The 18,563-nt window shown below is 67.6% G+C and carries 10 protein-coding genes; 3 read left to right on the plus strand and 7 right to left on the minus strand.

What is annotated here, in order from left to right:
* Positions 1 to 26: 26 nt before the first annotated feature.
* Both ABDZ92_RS07705 and ABDZ92_RS07710 read right to left on the minus strand, forming a co-directional pair.
* A complete protein-coding gene (locus ABDZ92_RS07705; protein WP_125962336.1) occupies positions 27 to 1,757 on the minus strand; it encodes a DUF5597 domain-containing protein in 1,731 nt (576 codons plus the stop codon).
* Positions 1,643 to 3,850, minus strand: a complete 2,208-nt coding sequence (locus ABDZ92_RS07710; RefSeq protein ID WP_272695599.1) for a WD40/YVTN/BNR-like repeat-containing protein — start codon at positions 3,848 to 3,850, stop codon at positions 1,643 to 1,645. Before ABDZ92_RS07710 ends, ABDZ92_RS07705 begins: the two co-directional genes overlap by 115 nt.
* Before the next feature lie 383 nt (positions 3,851 to 4,233).
* Between ABDZ92_RS07710 and ABDZ92_RS07715 the strand changes: the two genes are divergently transcribed.
* The 3 genes from ABDZ92_RS07715 to ABDZ92_RS07725 are packed head-to-tail and all read left to right on the plus strand — an operon-like array spanning position 4,234 to position 8,404.
* Complete coding sequence (locus ABDZ92_RS07715) at positions 4,234 to 6,648, plus strand: glycoside hydrolase family 3 protein (protein ID WP_125962337.1); 2,415 nt, start codon at positions 4,234 to 4,236, stop codon at positions 6,646 to 6,648.
* Positions 6,648 to 7,613, plus strand: coding sequence for an alpha/beta hydrolase (locus tag ABDZ92_RS07720; protein ID WP_125962338.1), 966 nt, complete (start codon positions 6,648 to 6,650; stop codon positions 7,611 to 7,613). Before ABDZ92_RS07715 ends, ABDZ92_RS07720 begins: the two co-directional genes overlap by 1 nt.
* Positions 7,610 to 8,404 (plus strand): SGNH/GDSL hydrolase family protein, encoded by a 795-nt coding sequence (locus tag ABDZ92_RS07725; protein WP_125962339.1) that lies wholly within the window; start codon positions 7,610 to 7,612, stop codon positions 8,402 to 8,404. The genes ABDZ92_RS07720 and ABDZ92_RS07725 overlap by 4 nt, the downstream gene beginning before the upstream one ends.
* Positions 8,405 to 8,446: 42 nt before the next feature.
* On the opposite strand, the gene ABDZ92_RS07730 is transcribed toward ABDZ92_RS07725, so the two are convergent.
* Genes ABDZ92_RS07730 through ABDZ92_RS07750 form a run of 5 tightly spaced genes read right to left on the minus strand, consistent with a single transcriptional unit; the run spans position 8,447 to position 17,877 of the window.
* Positions 8,447 to 10,081 (minus strand): family 43 glycosylhydrolase, encoded by a 1,635-nt coding sequence (locus tag ABDZ92_RS07730; RefSeq protein WP_125962340.1) that lies wholly within the window; start codon positions 10,079 to 10,081, stop codon positions 8,447 to 8,449.
* Between the two features lie 19 nt (positions 10,082 to 10,100).
* Complete coding sequence (locus tag ABDZ92_RS07735) at positions 10,101 to 11,675, minus strand: GH39 family glycosyl hydrolase (protein ID WP_125962341.1); 1,575 nt, start codon at positions 11,673 to 11,675, stop codon at positions 10,101 to 10,103.
* A gap of 20 nt (positions 11,676 to 11,695) precedes the next feature.
* Positions 11,696 to 13,207 carry a tryptophan halogenase family protein gene (locus ABDZ92_RS07740; protein ID WP_125962342.1) on the minus strand — a complete coding sequence of 504 codons (1,512 nt, stop codon included), beginning with the start codon at positions 13,205 to 13,207 and terminating at the stop codon, positions 11,696 to 11,698.
* Positions 13,204 to 14,760, minus strand: coding sequence for a tryptophan halogenase family protein (locus ABDZ92_RS07745; protein ID WP_125962343.1), 1,557 nt, complete (start codon positions 14,758 to 14,760; stop codon positions 13,204 to 13,206). The genes ABDZ92_RS07740 and ABDZ92_RS07745 overlap by 4 nt, the downstream gene beginning before the upstream one ends.
* Positions 14,761 to 14,817: 57 nt before the next feature.
* Complete coding sequence (locus tag ABDZ92_RS07750; protein ID WP_164521356.1) at positions 14,818 to 17,877, minus strand: TonB-dependent receptor; 3,060 nt, start codon at positions 17,875 to 17,877, stop codon at positions 14,818 to 14,820.
* Positions 17,878 to 18,563: the final 686 nt, after the last annotated feature.

Consider the following 18,563-nt stretch of genomic DNA (forward strand, 5'->3'; position numbering starts at 1 on the left):
TATCTGCATCCCCTCTGGCCGCGCATTCAGCGCGCGCGGCCCGTCGTGATCTTCAATACCTGCGGCCGGTCGATCAGGTTGATTCCATAATCGGTCTGGTCGCCGTTCCACACCCGCTTCATCACCCACTTGCCCTCGGCGAAGCTGCCTTCCTCGATCCGCAGCACCATGGCGCCAGGCGTCTCCGGCTCGAAGCGAACGCGGACGTGATCGCCCACCAGCAGGAATTCGGTGTCGGACATCTGTGCCACCGCAAGGCCGCCGATCGGCTGGGATGCCCAGGGTGCCGGCTCGGACTTCAACCAGGTCCACTCCTTGGTGCCGAACTGCCACTCGCCCCAGCTGCCGGTGATCTTCCAGCCGCCCAGAACGGTGGAGACGGCCGCGCCGTCGTCGGGCTTGGCCGCGCCCCAGGTCGGGCGGGTGGCGGCGATCCTGGCCCAGTCGCGCATGATCGAACCCACCGCCTTGTACGGCAAGGCGAAGGCGTCGAGCGTGTCCTTGTCGAGCCGGTCGGAGCCGAGCGGGTAGTTGAAGTAACCGGTGTCGTCCATGCCGAAGGGCCCAAAGCCGATCCCGCCACGGCCGATCGTCGGGTAGAAGAAACGGGCGAACTCCTTCCCGTTGCCGATCTCCGGCACCATCAGCGCATTGTCGGGGCGCGCGTACTTGTCGAGATACTGGACGATGTTCTCGCTCTTGCGGTCGTAGATGTCGGGCGCCTGGAAATCGATCGCCGGGGCGGCGGCCTTCCAGATGTCGAGCACGTCCTGCTGCGGCCCGCCGCTCGCCACGCCATCCGGGTCGGGCACGTTCGATGGCCCGGCGAGCGATGCGTTCACGTACATCGGCAGCGGCTTCACCTTCTTGCCCGCCGCCGCCATCGCATTGACGTAGGAAGCGACATACCAGGTGTTGAAGGCGCGATCCGCCTGGGCGCCGAACGCCTGCGACCAGGTCCCGGACTTCCCGGTCTTGCGGGCGAGTGCGGCAGGAATCTGCTGCGCGAACAGGCGGTTGCCGGTGGCGCCAAAGTCGCGCGGGTTGCGGTAGCTGCCCGTCTCATTCTGTGGCTGCACCAGGATGACGGTGTTTTGCTGGTCGTGATCCCGCAGATATTCCATGACCTTGACGAAGGCGCGCGTGTCCGCCGCCAAAGTCTGTTCGCCATGGGCGCTGAGCACGCCATGATCCTTGCCGTCGCGCGTCTTCATGCGCGGAAAGCGGCCGGGGTTCAGCTTCACCCAGTCGGGGGTGTAGGCGTAGCTAGTGTTCTTCCAGGTGCCAAACCAGAGCAGGACGATGCGCTTGTCGTGCGCGCGTGCCTGGTCGAGCAGCACCTGTAGGAACGAGAGGTCGAACTGCCCCTCGACCGGTTCGACCTGCTGCCAGGCGATCGGGATCTCGAGCGTGTTGGCGTTGATCCGGTCGAGCGTCGGCCACACCTCGGCGAGCATGGCGGGGTAGTTGCTGGAGTTGTTGGCCTGCGCCGCGAGCATCAGATAGGGCGCGCCGTCAACGATAAAGGCGTGGCGCCCGTTGCGGGTCTCCAGCCGCGGCAACTCGGTTGCCGGGCCGGCCTGTGCGGCTACGGTGGTGGCACTCGCGAGCGCGATAAGCGCCGTGCCTAGTTTGAAAACGTTCACTTCACCCCCTCTTTCGGATCGCCGTACAGGATCCCGCGTCCGTCGGTCGCCACATAGACCCGGCCGAACTGCCGCGGGTCGCCGCTCACCATGCGCAGGCGCAGACCCCATTGATGCGCATCGTCGTTGATACGTTGCCACCCCGCCCCGCCATCGAGCGAGCGGAACACGCCCTTCGTCGCCCCGAGCTGGCCGATGGCGTAGAGCGCGGGCCATTTCGCGCCAGGCGCTCCCTTGCCGAGGCCGTAGCGCGAAATGGCGATGCCGGTGGTGGCGCGTTCCCAACGCTCGCCGAAGTCGGTCGAGCGGTAGAGGTCGCTTCCAACCAGCAGCCACAAGGCCCCTGCCCGGCCTGGCGTCGCGACCAGCGGGTTGGCCGCCTCACGCCCAATCGCGCGGGCGCCGGACAGATCGGCGGGAAGACCGGTGCTCGCGACGGGCTTGAAGGTGGCGCCGCCATCGTCGCTGCGCACCAGATGGTTCGCGGCAAAATCGAGGGCATAGTAACGGCGGGGATCGGCCTTGTCCGCGGTCACGCGGACGCGCGAGGGCAGGCCCTGGACCGCCAGCCAGGTCTTGCCGCGGTCGCGGGTCAGGATGGGTCGGGCAGTCTCCACCACGAAGGTGCCGCCGTCAGCCGAGACGGTGATCGCGGCGTTGCCGGTGCGTTCGGGTGGGGGCGCGCCGTCGGTGGATTCGCTTGGCGGAACGCGCAGCGGCTGCCAGTTCGTCCCGCCATCGCCGGACCAGGCAAGCGAGGTGTCCGGCACCACCGGCTTGTGCGTGTTGCCGCTGCGCACCAGCACCGCCGGCGCCTTGCCGGCGTAATCGAGCGAGTTGGTGTTGGTGAGAAACGGATTGAGGTGGACCCGCGGCGGCGAGACGGTGAGGTCGTCGTGGCGGAAACCGCCGAGATCGCCGAACCCGGAGACGAGGTGCGCGCCGCCCGTGGGGCTGAGGAGGGTGATCACCGCGGTCTGCTCGATCCCCCTGGTCCATGGCGCCCAGCGCATGCTGCCGGTTTGGTGGAAGCCGTTGGTGGCGTACATCGTTGCGCCGGTGACATACGCCGCGTGGGTCGCATCGAACGGGTCGATCGCGAGCCCGGCGATCCAGTGACCGAAGTCGGCCTTCTTGTCGAAGTCGAGGAATGGCGTGGCGGACACGTCGCGCGTGCTGGTGCCCGAGAGTTCCTGCCACGTCCGCCCGGAATCCGCCGAGCGCCAAACCGTATCGCCACCCTGATAGCGGTTCACCGTGGCAACCGCGATGATGTTCGGATCGCTCGCGGCGACCGCCACGCCCATGTAGCCGCCGGGCACGACCGCCGCCCCTTTAAGCGGCGTCACGTCGCGCCACGCGTCCTTGCCCGGATCGTACCGCCAGACTTCGCCGCGCTTGATGCCATTGGGCCCGATATAGTCACAGTAGGTGATGGTGAGGACGCCATCGCGGCCAACCGCCGCCTTGACCGGCAGGAGATCGGGGGATGGCCCTCCCGCGACAGCGTGCCAGTCGTTGCCGCCGTCGTCCGACCGGAACAGGTGCTGCGCGCCCGGGTCTGCGCTCGCCACATAGATGCGGCCGCGCCTGGCGCGATCGAACAGCACGAAGGAAAGGCCGCCGTGGGTCGTGCGCGGGCGAGCGGGCTTGCCGAGGCCGGGGAGCGGGAAGCTCCCCACCTTCTGCCAAGTCGCTGCCGAATCGTCGCTGCGCCACAGGCCGTCGTGGCGCGAGCCGAAGAACAGGGTGGCGGGGGCGTTCGGATCGATCGCGAGCCGTTCGCCCATGCCGCGGCCGTCCTCGTTGCCGCCCATCGCGAACGGTACCGCCGTCTTGCGCCAGCTGGCGCCGCGATCGGCGGAGCGAAAGATCGCCGCCGGCATCCGGGCGCTCATCCCTGCCGCCATGTAGACGACGTCCGGATCCACCGGATCGGGGGCGATGCTCTCGATGCCCATGTAGCTGGGCTCGCTTTCGTCGTCCTGCAGCGGCAGCCAGCGCGCCTTGGCCGCATCCCAGCGATAGGCGCCGCCCATGTCCGTGCGCAGGTAAGCGAGCCCGCGCTCGACGGTGCTGAACACGATCCCGGGCGCAAAGCCTCCGCCACCGACCGTGACGTTGCGCCACTCGTACGGAGAAGCCCGGGAAGCAGCGGGTCGAGCGGTGGCGTGGACACCGGCGCACACGGCAAGCGCGACCATGGCTGTTTGCATCAAGTGCATACGCGCCATTATCCCCCGCCTTCCCCACCTGGTTGTTCTTAGGCTGCTTGCTGCCCTTGCCGCTGTCTATGGCATGGCGGATATCGCTAACACAACCGGCGAGCGATCTGATTAAAGTGATTACGGCTGACGGAAGCCAAACTTGGACCGCTCACGCCGGTCTTCTTCGGTGTTGGTGCCGCGCGCGCTGCATTCAGGAACGTCAGATTTCGTGAGGCTTCCCTGCTCGCTTCGAGGATCAATCTTAGCGGGCAGCCATAGACGCGCGGGCGCATCTGATGCATCTGCAAAGCAGCGAGTGTAGATAGCGGTATCAGACCTGTGCTCTTGTTGAGAGCGGGCAAAAGCCGGAGAGGAATGGAATGCGTCGCGTGGGCTATTGGGCGGTCGCCGCCCTGATGGGGATGGTGGCAAGCGGAACGGCAGCACAGGTCGCCGATCCGGCACGCTGGCCCGAGGCGAAGAGCCCGGCTGCGCTGGTGGACGCCAAGACCGAGGCGAAGATCACGGCACTGCTCGCCAAGCTCTCCCTTGAAGAGAAGATCGGCCAGATGATCCAGGCGGACACCGCCTCGATCACGCCAGAGGACCTGCGCACCTATCCGCTCGGCTCGATCCTGGCGGGCGGCAGCTCGCCGCCGATCGGCGCTCCCGATCGCTCGCCCGCGGCCCCCTGGGTCGCGACGTCGCGCGCGTTCAATGCGGTCGCGCTGGAGCAGCGGGCTGGCCACGTCCCCATCCCGCTGATGTTCGGCATCGATGCGGTACACGGCAACAACAACGTGGTCGGCGCGACGATCTTCCCGCACAACAGCGCGCTGGGCGCGATGCGGGACCCTGCGCTGATCCGCCGCATCGGCGAAGCGACCGCAGCCGAGACGGCGGCGGCAGGCATCGACTGGGCATTCGGCCCGACGCTGGCAGTGCCCCAGGACGATCGCTGGGGCCGCGCCTATGAGGGCTATTCGGAGGATCCCGCAGTCGTCGCCTCCTATGCTGGCGCAATGGTCGAGGGGCTGCAGGGCAAGCCCGCGAACTGGGGCATCCAAAAAGGGCATGTCTCCGCCAGCGTGAAGCACTTCCTGGGCGACGGCGGCACCAAGGACGGCATCGACCAGGGCGACACCCAGGTCGACGAGGCGACCCTGATCGCAATCCACAACGCCGGCTACCCAGCGGCGGTGAACGCCGGCACCATGACGGTGATGGCCAGCTTCTCGAGCTGGAACGGCGCCAAGATGCACGGCAACAAGTCGCTGCTGACGGACGTGCTGAAGGGGCGCATGGGGTTCGACGGGTTCATCGTCGGCGACTGGAACGGCCACGGCCAGATCCCCGGCTGCACCAACGAGAACTGCCCCGCGACCTTCATCGCGGGCCTCGACATGGCGATGGCGCCAGACAGCTGGAAGGGCCTCTACATCACCACCCTCGCCGCGGCGAAGGCGGGGACCATCCCGATGGCGCGCATCGACGATGCGGTGCGTCGCATCCTGCGCGTGAAGATGAAGCTGGGCCTGTTCGACGCGCCGCGCCCCTATGAAAGCCGCCCGCAGGTGATCGGATCGGCCGAGCACCGCGCGGTGGCGCGCGAAGCCGTGGCGAAGAGCCTCGTGCTGCTCAAGAACAATGGTGTGCTGCCGGTGAAGGCGGGCGCCAACATCCTCGTCGCCGGCGAAGCGGCGGACGACATCGGCCGCCAGTCGGGCGGCTGGACGCTCTCGTGGCAGGGCGACGGTAACACCAACGCCGACTTCCCCGGCGCAACCTCGATCTACGCCGGGATCGCAGCCGCGGCCAAAGCCGGCGGCGGCACCGCGACGCTTTCGGCAGACGGCAGCTTCACCACCAAGCCCGATGTCGCGATCGTGGTGTTCGGTGAGCAGCCCTATGCCGAGATGCGCGGCGACGTTCGCTCGCTGGAGTTCGAGGCGGGCGACAAGCAGGCGCTGGCGCTGCTGAAGAAGCTGAAGGCCGCGGGCGTACCGACCGTGTCGGTGTTCCTGTCGGGCCGCCCGATGTGGGTGAACCCGGAGCTCAACCAGTCGGATGCGTTCGTCGCCGCCTGGTTCCCGGGATCGGAAGGGGCCGGCGTCGCCGACGTGCTGGTCGGCGGCAAGCGCGACTTCAACGGCAAACTCGCCTTCAGCTGGCCCAAGACGGCCGCGCAGTTCGTGCTGAACCGCGGCGCGCCCGGCTACGACCCGCTGTTCCCGTTCGGCTATGGCCTGAGCTACGCCAAGGGGGGCACGGTGCCCGCGCTGAGCGAGATCGCCGGCATCGACGCCAGCCTCGCCAACACCAGCCTGTTCTTTGCGCGCGGCCGTGTGCCGGCGCCCTTCCAGCTGTCGCTCGATCCCTCGGTCGGCCGAGCGGCGGTGGACAGCGCCACCGCCCAGGAGGGTGCGGTGCAACTGACCTGGAAGAACAAGGGGACGGCGCGAATTTCCGGTCCGGAGCTCGCCCTCACGCGTGAAACCAACGGCGACCTGAACCTGCAAGTCACCTATCGCCTCGACAAGGCGCCGACCGGCCCGGTCGGGCTGACGCTGGGCGGCGGCCGGGTCGACATTGCCTCGACGCTCGACAGGAGCGCCGGCTGGCATGTGCTGCGCGTACCGCTGAAGTGCTTCCGCGCTGCCGGCGCGACGGTGGACAAGGTTTCGACCCCGTTCGCGCTCGACGCCTCCGCGCCCTTCTCGGTCGCGATTTCGGACATCCGGCTCGCGACCGATCCTGCGGGCGCGGTGTGCCCCGCAGGCAGCGAGGCGAAGTGATGACGCCGTCGCGTCGCGAAGTGCTCGCAGCGGCCGCCGTCCTCCCCTTCGTCGGCGCAACAGCGCATGCCGCGCCGATCGCCTGGGGCGAGACGATCCAGCTGTGGCCCGGCAAGGCGCCGGGCACCCCCGCCCGCCTGCCGGTGGGCAAGGTCGCGCAACAGTCCAAGGACCCCGGCTTCAACGATCGCTGGCTGACCGGCATCGACCGGGCGACGCTGATGGTGCGGCGTGCGCCCTCGCCCAACGGCACGGCGGTGCTGCTGGTGCCGGGCGGAGGCTACGGCTTTCTCGCGATCGACAACGAGGGTGAGGAACAGGCGCGCTGGCTCAACGCACGCGGCGTCACCTGCTTCATCCTGAGCTATCGTCTGCCGGGCGAAGGCTGGGCCGATCGTGCACTGGTGCCGTTGCAGGATGCGCAGCGGGCGATGCGCGTGATCCGGGCGCGTGCGGCGACCTATGGGGTCGATCCCAAGCGCGTGGCGGCGCTCGGCTTCTCGGCGGGCGGGCATCTCGCCGGCAGCCTCGCGACGCGGCACGACGAGCGGACCTATGCGCCCGTTGACGCTGCCGACCAGCAGTCCGCCCGGCCCGACCTTGCCGGGCTGATCTATCCGGTGGTCAGCCTTGCGGCGCCCTTCACCCACGGCGGGTCGCGCGACGCGCTGCTCGGGGAGAACGCGGACGAGGCGCTGCGGCGGACCGCCTCGGTCGAGACGCGGGTCACCGCCACCACACCGCCGATCTTCCTGGCGCATGCCAGCGACGACGGGCTGGTGCCGATCGCCAACAGCATCGCCCTGTACCAAGCGATGCTGGACCAGCAGCGCGAGACCGAGTTCCACGGCTTCGACAAGGGCGGCCACGGCTTTGGCGTTCGCCTTCCCAAGACGGTGCCGGCGTCCGCCTGGCCCGATCTGTTCGTCGCCTATGCCCGGCGACTGGGCGTGCTGCCGGCATGAAGCGGATCGCGCTGCTGCTTGCCGGCGCGGTGCTGCTCGTTGCCGCCGACGAACCGCACTATCAGAGCAGCCCTGAGCGCCGCACCGTCACCGAAACGCGCGATTGGGGACCATGGGGCGGGCCATTTCGCGAGAAGCTGGTCCCGTCACTGATGCAGGACTTCGGCGAGCGCTATCTCTACGCGCCGGCCAACGCCGCACTGCCCCCGCCGGCGCGCGGCGAGCAGCGGGTCGTGTTCCTAGGCGATTCGATCACCGATGGCTGGGACCTCGCCAAGGCCTTTCCCGGCAAGCCCTACGTCAATCGCGGCATCGGTGCGCAGGTGACGGCGCAGATGCTGGTGCGCTTCGAACAGGATGTCGTGGCGCTGCGCCCTGCTGCCGTGGTGATCCTGGGCGGAACCAACGACGTGTCGGGTTTCCTCCAAGTTGAGACGCCCGAGACGATCCTCGCCAACATCACCGCCATGGCCGACATCGCCGACGCGCGGGGCATCCGCGTGGTGTTGGGGGCGCTGCTGCCGGTGAACGACTATGGCAAGGATCGCGGGTACATGACCAAGGAGCGTCCGCCGGCGACCCTGCGCGCGATCAACGACGGATTGCGGGCGCTGGCGGCGGCGCGGGGCTACGCCTTTGCCGACTATGCCGCACCGCTCGCGGATGCACGCGGCATGCTGACCGACGCCTATACCGGCGACGGCCTGCATCCGAACGCGGCCGGCTATGCGCGGATGGCCCCCGTCGCACGCAAGGCCATCGCCGAGGCACTGGCACGTCCGCCGCGCTGAAGCGGCATCGGGACCCCGGCTCCATGCCGGGGTGCCGCCGGATCACGGACGGACGCTGTCGCTGACCCCCTCCAACCCGCGATAGGTCAGATTGCGGAACGTCGCCTTGCCCTCGCCCGCCGCGTAGAGGCCGGGTCGCAAGCTGAGGAAGCCGTCCGCGACATTGTGGTTGTAGCCGGCGACTTCGAACGAGCGCTCCTTGGTCCAGCGCTTTCCGTCGCGGCTGTAGTAGAAGGTGACCACATCCTCGTCGTTGACCAGCCGCAGGTGCAGGCGGCGCGTGTCGATCGGCGCACCGGCCGGCCAGCGTTCCTCCTGGCCGATGCGATAGGCGTGGAGCTTCTCCGGCCCGACGCCAAGGCCGCAGAAAAGCTTCTCGTTGTAGAACAGGATCAGCCCGGCCTGGGTTGCGCCATCCAGCTCCAGCTCGACGCGCACCTCGTAGGAGCGGTCGCCGGCCACGAACAACAGTGGCGAGGCATCCGCCGGACCGGTCCCCTGCCCGGTTAGCGTGAGCGCGTGGCCGGCGATGCGCGCGCGATCGAGATAGCCCGGACGCGGTGCCCAGAAGGTCAGCTTGTTCCCGATCGCGTCCGGGCTGAAGCCCGACAGTGGCTGTCCGTGGGCGCCGCCCGCGCCGCCCGGTTTGGGCAGCGGGCGTGAAAGGTCGCCGCCCGTGGCGCGGGGCCAGCCGTCGGCGATCCACTCGATCGGCTCCAGCAACATCTGGCGGCCCAGCGTGCGCAGGCCGTTCTCATAGCCGTGGTAGACCAGCCACCATTTGCCATCCGGCCCCTCGATCGCCGTCGCGTGGCCGCGCGACCACCAGGGCTCCTCGCGGCTGGCGGTGCGCACGATCGGGTTGTGCGGGCAATTCTCCCAGGGGCCGTCAATCGAACGCGAGCGGGCGACCACCACCATGTGGCTGGTCGGCGGGCCGGCGGTGCCGCCTTGGCCCGAGAACATGTAGAACCAGCCGTCCTTGCGGGTGATCTTCGGCCCCTCGAGCGCGAAGCCCTCGATGATCCAGTTCTCGGGGATCGGCCAGCCCCCGTACACATGCTGGACCTTGCCGACCGCCGACAGGCCGTCGTCGCTCAGCTGCACGCGATTGCCGCCGTTGAAGAACAGGTAGCGCTTGCCGTCCTCGCCCATCGCATGGCCGGGATCGATGAGGCCGTCGATCCGCATGTCGATCGGCTCGCTCCACGGCCCCTTCATGCTGGGCGCATGGATCACATAGGTCTTCAGGGCACGGCCCGGATCCTTGTCGTCCAGCACGGGGATGTAGATGAAGTAGCGGCCATCGTGCTTCGCGATGTCGAGCGCCCAGACGTTGCCGATCGGCGCCTTGAGCGCGGCGGTGATCGGCGTCCAGTTCACCAGGTCGCGCGAATGCCAGATCGGCACGCCGGGGTAGTAGAGGAACGACGAGAAGGCGGCATAATAGTCGTCCCCGTCCTTCAGCACGTTCGGGTCGGGCCGATCGCCGGCCAGCACCGGATTGAGGTAGGTGCCGTTGCCGAGATCGGCCCGGCGCTGCCCCTCGACCGTGGCTCCCCAGCGCGCGCGCGTGGACGAAGGCGCAGCCTTGGCCATCGCCAGAGCCCCGCCCGGCAGCGTCGCGCCGGCCGAAGCAAGCGCCAAGAGGATGGTTTCGCGGCGGTTTACGGTCATGTCTCTCTCTCGCTGAACGCTATTGCTGCGCGGCGCCGGCCGCCTCGACCGACACGAGCACCACGTCGTTGCTGCGCATCTTCACCGTCATCGCGTGCCGGCCGTCGCGTCCGACCTGCACGGTCGTCTGCGTCTCGGGCAGGTCGCGCGTCAACGTCTGCAGTTCGGCAAGCTGTGCGGCGCTCAGATCCTTGGGGGAGCCCATCTCCAGGTAGCGGGTGTGCGCGTCGTTCACCTTGAAGCCGACTCGCCGCACCGCGACCCGATAGCGACCCGGCTGGAGGCCGGCGAAGTGCAATTCGGCGGGCTGGTCCGGCTTGGCTGGCAGCACCTTGGTGAAGAACGGACGGTTGCTCACCTTCTGCTCCGGCTGGCGCCATGCCCAGAGCACGACATTGGTCTTGCCACCTTCGGTAGCCGCCAGTGCCTCGGCGTCGCCGGTGGCGATCTCCCTGCCCTTCACCGCATTCAGATATTTGTACGCGAACCAGGCCGGCTTGCGGATGCCTTCGCGGTTCATCAGGCCGAAGCCGCCGTGAAAGGGCGTGGGCGGCGGGCCGGCTTCCTCGAACAGGTCGCTATACGCCCAATAGCTCATGCCCTGGGCGATGCCGCGGGTGGCGCGCAACTTGGTGAGGATGAACGGTCCGCTCACGTAGCTGTCGTGCACCGGGTCGCGTGGATTGTAGCTGGCGCTCCACTCGGTGAAATAGAGCGGCATGCCGCGGTACTGCGTGGCATCGATCTGGGCGCGCACCTTGCGCACGTCGCCGACGACGGAGTCCGGGTTCGTGGACAACTTGTTGTCGTCCTGCCCCTTCTCGTCGAGGAACCCGCCGTCGACGCCATAGGTGTGGGTGGTGACGAAATCGATCGGGATGTTGCGCGAGGCGGTGAGCGCGAGCAGCTCGGGCACCCAGGCCGCGCCTGCCGTCGCCGGGCCGCCGACGCGCAGCGCGGGATCGATTGCCTTGATCGTCCGCGCGCTCGACTCATAGAGTTCGAAATAGACCTTCTGGTCGGCCGTTTCCCAAAAGCCGTCGAGATTGGGCTCGTTCCAGACCTCGAAGAACCAGCTGCGCACCTCGTCCTCGCCATAGCGTTCGCGGACATGGCGCACGAAGGCGTCGACCAGCGCCGCCCACGCCTTTGGCTCCGGGTGGGAGGTGTTGCCCTTCCAGTAGAACAGTGTCTGTTTGGAGGTCGCCATGGCGGTGGGCGTGAAGCCGAGTTCGACGAACGGCTTGATGCGCCGGGCGAGCAAGCCGTCGATCAGCTTGTCGAGCTTGGTCCAGTCATAGACCGTCTTCCCGTTCACGACCTTCACGGTGCCGAGATCGTCGTGGAAGATGGCGTGGAAGCGGATGTAGCGGAAGCCGAGCTCGTCCACCGTCGTCTTGAGCTGCGCCAGGCTGTCGTTGCGGATCAGGGTGCCGGCGTAATCCGCGCCAACCGACAGGTTGAACGCCCGGTCGATCGGGGCACCGGCCTTGCCGACATCGACGCTGATCTGGCGGGACTGCGCCGCCGCCGGCGAGGCGGCAAGCGCCAGCGCCGCGATGGCGACCCCGGCATGACGGAGGGCGAAGGTCATGGTGCGTCTCTCCAACTGAATCACGCCGCGCAGTGACGGGCAATGAACTGGTCGTGGGCGGGCATGGCGGCGGCGGTCTGGCCGATGATCGTGCGCAGGTGGTGCAGAAAGCGTCGCGTCTCCTGGACGGGCAGCGTCGCGACCAGCGGATCGACGGACGCGGGCGTGCCCGCCTGCCCCATCAGCACCGCGATCCAGCTGTCCTCGGTGAAGAGGCTGCCCGCCTCCGGCAGCACGCGGCCGCGAGCGCGCCAGAGCTCGAGTTTGTGCGCCAGGCTGTCCGGCGGCGGCGTGGTGCGACAATGGCGCCAGAAGTCGGAATCGTCGCGCTCCGTGGCGTGATAGTGGAGGATCAGGAAGTCCCTGACCTGCTCATATTCGGACCGGGCCAGCCGGTTGTAGGCGTCCCGCTCTACGGGCGCATGATCCTTGTCGGGGAACAGGCTCATCAGACGGGTGATGCCGGACTGGATCAGGTGGATGCTGGTCGATTCCAGCGGCTCCAGGAACCCACCCGCCAGGCCGATCGCGATGCAATTGCGCTCCCACAGGCGCTCCCGCATGCCGGCGACGAAGCGCAGCGGGCGCGGCTCGGCAGCAGGCGCGCCGTCCAGTCCCTCGAGCAGCGTGTCGGCAGCCTCCGCGTCCCTCACGAAGGCGCTGGCATAGACATGGCCGTTGCCGGTGCGGTGCTGGAGCGGGATACGCCAGCGCCAGCCCGCTCGGTCCGCCGTCGCGCGGGTGTACGGCAGCAGCGGGCCCACAGAAGCGCTCGGCACCGCCAGCGCCCGGTCGCAAGGGAGCCAGCGCTGCCAGCTGGTGAAGGGAATGCCCAGCGCTTCGCCGAGCAGCAGCGACCGAAAGCCGCTGCAATCCACGAACAGGTCGCCTTCGATCCGGCGCCCGTCCGCAAGCTGCACCGCGCGGATGAAGCCGTCCTCCGGCGCGAGATCAACCTGGGCGACCCGCCCCTCGACCCGCACGACGCCGCCCCGCTCGGCGATGCCGCGCAGGAAGCGGGCATAGAGCGCGGCGTCGAAGTGAAAGGCGTAGCGCAGGGACGAAAGCACCGCGGCCGGATCGCCGCTAGGCCTGGTGAACCGCGCCATGCGTGCCGCCACCGAGGCCAGGCAGTAATCGTGCAACGATCCGGTGTCCGCGATCGGTGGGTCTACCCGCGCCTGCCGGAGCCAGAGCTGGTGGAACTTGATCCCTTGGACATCCCGGCCGAACGTGCCGAACGGGTGGAGGTACCGCTCCCCGCGTCGCGCCCAGTCGACGAACTCGATGCCCAGCTTGAACGTCGCCCCGGTCGCGCGGACGAAGGCGTCCTCGTCGATGCCGAGGAAGCGGTTGAAATCCAGGAGCGGCGGGATCGTCGCCTCGCCCACGCCGACGGTGCCGATCTCTTCGGATTCGACCAGCGTCACCGACGTGCCCGCCGCCGTCAGCCGCGCGAGCACCGCGGCGGTCATCCACCCGGCCGTCCCGCCGCCCACGATGACGACGCGGTCGAGCGGCTTCGCCGTCATCTCGCGACGCCCTGTGGGGGGCCGAAGCTGCGTGTGCGGGCGTAGTCGATCAGCTGCCGGTTGCTCGGCAGGTTGGCGATCGCGAACGCCGCCTGCCGCTCCACCTCCGCAAAGGCGCGGCGCGCGTCCTCGACGTAGCGGTAGGCACCGGCGCGTGCGGACAGGTCGGTCTTCCAGCCCATGCCGTACAGGACATATTGCCAGCTCGCCTCTGTGAAGATGTCGACGTTCGCGTCGATGTCGATCTCGGTCGGCGGGCGGAAGCGCCAACGGTCGAGCAGGTCGTGCAGGCTGTCCGGGATCGAGGATGCGGCGACATTGTCGCGCCAGAACTCGGAATCGCGCCGTTCCGAGATGCAGTAATGCAGCTTGATGAAATCGCGCGCGCGTTCGTAGCGCTGGAGCATGTTGGCGTTGAACTGGCGCGCCGACGTTTCGTGGTCGCCGCCCCACGGAAACAGATTGGCGACCAGGCCCGCAGCCACTTCCGAAAAGACGATGCCGGTGGCCTCCAGCGGCTCGAAGAAGCCGCTCGACAGGCCGATGGCGACGCAGTTCTTGTGCCAGTTGGTCTCGCGATAGCCCGCCTCGAAGCGGATCTTGCGGACCTCCTGGTCACCGCCGACGTCGCCGACATAGGCGCGCAACAGCTCCTCGGCGCGCGTGTCATCGGTGTGGGCGGAGGAGAAGACATGGCCGATGCCGCGACGGCGATCGAGGCCGATGTCCCACATCCAGCCCGCTTCCTGCGCAGTTGCGAGCGTGTAGGAGACGATGGGCTCGCGTTCGTCCCGGTACGGCACCTGGATTGCCAGTGCACTGTCGCAGAATAGCACGTCGCGGCACGACCGGTACGGCTGGCCGAGCGCCTTATCGATCAGCTCGGCGCGGAAGCCGGTGCAGTCGATGTAGAGATCGGCGTCAAGACGGCCGTTGGCTTCGGTGTCGACGCCGGCGATCGCGCCGTCCTCGCCGACATGGACCTGCGTCACGCGATCGGTGAGGTGGGTGACGCCATTCTCCACCGCCTTGTCCCGCAGCAGCCCGGCCAGCGCGACGGCGTCGAAGTGGAAGGCGTAGTTCAGCGGCGCGACATAGTCGGGGTGGCTCGGCAGCTTGGGCGCACGGTGCGCGTCCGCCGCCTTCTTCTGCGGGCTGCACACCTCATCCCAGTTCGCCTCGCCCCCGTGGCCGAGCAGCCAATAGGGCAGTAGATCCAGGCCGTTGTCCGCCTGGGCTAGCTGGAACGGGTGGGTGTAATGATCGGGGCCGGGCGCCCCGGGGGTGAAGCGCCAGTGCGCGAACCTGGCGCCCTGCTTGAAGCTCGCACCGCACTTGCGGACGAGGTCGACCTCGCTGATGCCGATCGTCTTCAGCGTCCGGCGAATGGTGGGAAAGGTCCCCTCGCCCACGCCGAGGATGCCGATTTCCGGCGACTCCACCAGCGTGATGGCGACCCCGCCGGGCAGGTCCGTGCTCAGCCGCTTGGCGAGGTAGCCCGCGGTAAGCCAGCCGGCCGTACCGCCGCCGACGATCAGCAAGCGTTTGCGCATCGCGCCCCTCTATCGCAGCAAGCGTGGCGCCGGGTGTGCCCCGGCGCCACCAATAGGTCAGAACACCAGGCTGATGCTGGTCGCGATGCGGCGGTCGCTCTGGAACCAGCTGCGGCCTACCAGTTTGCCGCCGGGATAGCCGCCCATCAGCGTGCGCTGGGTCGAGTTCGTCAGGTTCTGCCCCTGGATGCCGAACGAGAAGTTGTCGTTCACCTTGAAGCGGATGCCCGCGTCCAGCTGGCCATAGGAGTCGCTGTACGTCGGCAGGGCGATCTGCGTGCCCGCATCCGGGCCGGTCGCACCGGTGGTCGGATTGTAGATCACGCCCGGCGCGCTGTAGAACGCGTAGGTCGGGTTGGTGCCGGACGCATTGGTCGACTGCAGGTACTTCGACCGCCACGTATAGGCGATGCGCAGCGAGAACGGATCCTTTTCGTACAGGAAGGTCGCGTTCACATTGTGCTTCGACAGGCCGGCCAGCGGCGCATCATTGTGGATCGCGCCGTTGATGTCGCGATAGACGTCACCCGGGTTCTTGCTGTCGATGAACGTGTAGTTCGCCTCGACACCGATGCCGGAGAGCCAACCGGGCAGCATGTCGAAGAAATACCGTCCGCCGACTTCGATGCCCTTGATCTCTGCCGCCTCGTCCGAGTTGCGGTAGATGCTTGCGGACGCCGTCGTGTCGATGCTGGTACCGTCTTCGAACGCCACATTGACCGGCACCTGGCTCAGCGAGAACACCGCCGTGTCGAGCAACCGCTTGTAGAACGGCGCGATGTGGAAGCTGCGGCCGTTCGGACCGTAATATTCCAGCGACAGATCGAAGTTGTGCGCCGTGGTCGGCTTGAGCGTCGGATCACCGCTTTCGAAGGTAAAGTTGGTGAAGATCCCCGGCTGACCCGCCACCGGATTGGTAGCGGTCGCCACGCCCAGCGTGCCCGAGGAACGCAGCGCGGTGAAGCTCTGGTTATCCAAGGTGATGTTGTAGCCGCCACGAACCTTGACCGAGTCTGCCAGCGCATATTCGAGGTTCACCGAAGGCAGCACCCGGGTGAACTTCGCGCCATCGGACACCACGCCCGCGTTTTGCGCCAGCGTCGTCGTCTGGCCGTTGCTGTTGATGAACGTCACAACGTTCTGCTGGAAATAACCGCTGCTGGTGTTGTCGATGTGAACCAGACGCGCGCCGACGTTACCCGAAAAGGCACCGCCCTCACGCCCAAACCGCGCCAGGGCATAACCGGCCCAGGTTTCGGTGCGATACTTGGTGAGATCCGCCGGCAGGACGAACCCGACGGGCCGGATGCCGCTCTGGCCGCCATAGCCGGTGGTCGGCAGCGGCCCCGCTGCCGAGCAGTTGTTGGCCAGATCCCCCGGGCAGAAGCCGGCCGGCGGCGACTGGGTCAGTTCTTCGCGATCGAGGCGGCTGACCAGATCGTAGGACGGAAACAGCAGTTCGCCCGGAATGACCGCATCGCCACGGAAGAAGTTCTTGAAGGTGTGCCGTTCGATGTCCCCCGGCGCTGCGTTGGCGAAGGTGAGCTGCGGATCGCCATTCCAGCCGCGGCCGAGTGCCGCCCAGTTGTAGCCGTTGTTGTAGTCGCGCTCGGTCCGCTCCGACCAGCGGGCGCCCGCCTTCACCGAACGGAAGAAGCTGTCGTCGAAGCTGTACTCGAGGTCGAGGTTCGCGGAGTCGAGCCGGCCCTTGTTGTTCTCGTTGTGCGGCATCGACGCCGACCAGAGATAGTTCGACGGATCGTTGAAGATCGCCTGCGACCCTGCGGGCACGCTGACGACCGGCAGATCGCCCGAAAGGTCGAAGCCGAAGCTGGTCGGGAAATTGAGGTCGCGGAACACGTCGAGGCGGTTGAGCTCATTGGTCGACTCAACGCGCTGGATCGCACCCTTGATCGACAGCGGGCTGTCGGCCGGGGTGAACTGCGCGGCCAGCGAGTAGTCGCGGGTGACGGTTTCGCTGTCCCAGACGCCCTTGTTGCCGCCGCTGACGATCGAGCCGCCGCTCGGCAGGAAGGTGTTCTGGTCGCGCACGAACACCGACGGGCTGGAAACCAGCAGGCCGTTCTCGTCGAACTGCGATTCGGACGGATTCACCGCCAGCACCTGCGACGCGACCTGCGCGCCATAGTCGCTCGACAGGTTCTCGTAGCGGGACTGGAAGAAGGTGCCGGTGAGGGTGAAGGCGTCCGACGGCGACCACTGGACGGCGCCGTAGATGCCGGTGCGATCACGCTGGAAACGCTCGTCGCCGTACGCATAGCCGCCCGGGACGTAGTAATCGTCGCCTTCCAGGCGGGTGCGGAAATAGGGCTCGACGCGGAAGAACTGCGACAGCTGGGTGAAGCGGCTGCGCGCGACGTCGACCATGACACCGATGTCGCCGATGCCCGTCTGAAAGTTCTTCGAGACCAGGATAGATCCGGCGTAGTCGGCATTCTGCGCCAGGTCGCCCAGGCTGAGCTCGCCGGTCGCCGCGATGTGGAGGTCCTGGTCGCGATAGTCGAACGGCAGACGCGTGCGCAGGTCGATCTGGCCGCCGGTGCCGCCTTCAATCAGGTCCGCGGTCGACGCCTTATAGACGTCCACGGCGCTCATCAGTTCGGGCGTAACGTCGCCCCACAGCAGCGCACGACCGCCGTTCGCGCTGAAGATCTCGCGGCCGTTGAGGCGCGAAGCCACACCCGACAGGCCGCGCACCTGCACGCCCGAACCCTGGGCGGAGAAGTGATCCGGATCGTTCAACGCCGAGAAGCGGACGATCGAGACGCCCGAGACACGCTGCAGCACTTCGGTGATCGAATTGTCGGGCAGCTTGCCCGCGTCGTCCGCCACGACGGAATCGACGATGGTCTCGCTGCGGCGCTTCCGGTCGTCCGCGGCCTCCAGCGCGGCGCGACGGCCGGTCACGACGATTTCACCACCGCCAGCGGCTTCCGCCTCGGGCCCCGCGGCCTGCTGGGTCGCGTCGGGCGTATCCTGCTGAACCTGTGCCCAGGCCGGCAGCGCCGACCCTACGGCGGCCAGTGCCACCGCGGAGGCGCCCATCCGAAGCGCCGCTGCCTGCACCGAGCGTGAACGATGCCAGCGAGAAATCATTGCAAAAGTCCTCCCCATGCCAGTGGCTGCCACCGCTTACCGGGCGGCTCTCCACGGTAGCGCTCCCATTATCGGGTGTTGATTAATAAGCCAACTAGAATTCACGTAGATGTCACAGATTGATTTCGGCCGCACGACAAATCTGCCGATGCGTTACCCACGCCGGGGTTCTCTCGCTCGTCCAATGGCCACCGGTGCCACTACCGCCACTGCGATTCACATCTGGCAGCACAGGAAGTCGCGTAGCGCTGACCAGGCGCTTAAGACGAAGCAGCAGCTCCCCGAGAGTCCTTCGCGAAGTCGCCACCACCGCCGGATGCCAGACCGGCAGAGTTACGGGAGATCCAAGCCGCTCCCGCCTTTCAGGAACCCTCTTCGTACCCCCGCGGAGGCCGGGGTCCAGTTGCGGTGAGCGCTGTTGGGGAAATCGGGCCTGTCGGGCGGGGTGGCCGGACGTCTGCGAGGAGCCTCAGGGCTTGACCTCGGACTGGCGCCGGCTGAGCTGGGAGTCGTGCCCGGCCCACCGAAGCGGCTGCCGCGGCGAGACGGCGCGATGGCGGTCTGCCAGTACCTCGGACGCACAAAAGCCCGCGAGGTCGTTAGACCAAGCGGGCTTTGGTGTGTTTGGTTGCGGGGACAGGATTTGAACCTGTGACCTTCAGGTTATGAGCCTGACGAGCTACCGG

Source organism: Sphingomonas molluscorum, from assembly GCF_039522995.1.
GTDB lineage: Bacteria > Pseudomonadota > Alphaproteobacteria > Sphingomonadales > Sphingomonadaceae > Sphingomonas > Sphingomonas molluscorum.

Excerpts from the sequence above, each read along its gene's own strand:
- ABDZ92_RS07705 (WP_125962336.1), bottom strand. The coding sequence starts at position 1,757 with ATGGGGTCTGCGCCTGCGCATGGTGAGCGGCGACCCGCGGCAGTTCGG.
- ABDZ92_RS07710 (WP_272695599.1), bottom strand. The coding sequence starts at position 3,850 with ATGGTCGCGCTTGCCGTGTGCGCCGGTGTCCACGCCACCGCTCGACCC.
- ABDZ92_RS07715 (WP_125962337.1), top strand. The coding sequence starts at position 4,234 with ATGCGTCGCGTGGGCTATTGGGCGGTCGCCGCCCTGATGGGGATGGTG.
- ABDZ92_RS07720 (WP_125962338.1), top strand. The coding sequence starts at position 6,648 with ATGACGCCGTCGCGTCGCGAAGTGCTCGCAGCGGCCGCCGTCCTCCCC.
- ABDZ92_RS07725 (WP_125962339.1), top strand. The coding sequence starts at position 7,610 with ATGAAGCGGATCGCGCTGCTGCTTGCCGGCGCGGTGCTGCTCGTTGCC.
- ABDZ92_RS07730 (WP_125962340.1), bottom strand. The coding sequence starts at position 10,081 with ATGACCGTAAACCGCCGCGAAACCATCCTCTTGGCGCTTGCTTCGGCC.
- ABDZ92_RS07735 (WP_125962341.1), bottom strand. The coding sequence starts at position 11,675 with ATGACCTTCGCCCTCCGTCATGCCGGGGTCGCCATCGCGGCGCTGGCG.
- ABDZ92_RS07740 (WP_125962342.1), bottom strand. The coding sequence starts at position 13,207 with ATGACGGCGAAGCCGCTCGACCGCGTCGTCATCGTGGGCGGCGGGACG.
- ABDZ92_RS07745 (WP_125962343.1), bottom strand. The coding sequence starts at position 14,760 with ATGCGCAAACGCTTGCTGATCGTCGGCGGCGGTACGGCCGGCTGGCTT.
- ABDZ92_RS07750 (WP_164521356.1), bottom strand. The coding sequence starts at position 17,877 with ATGATTTCTCGCTGGCATCGTTCACGCTCGGTGCAGGCAGCGGCGCTT.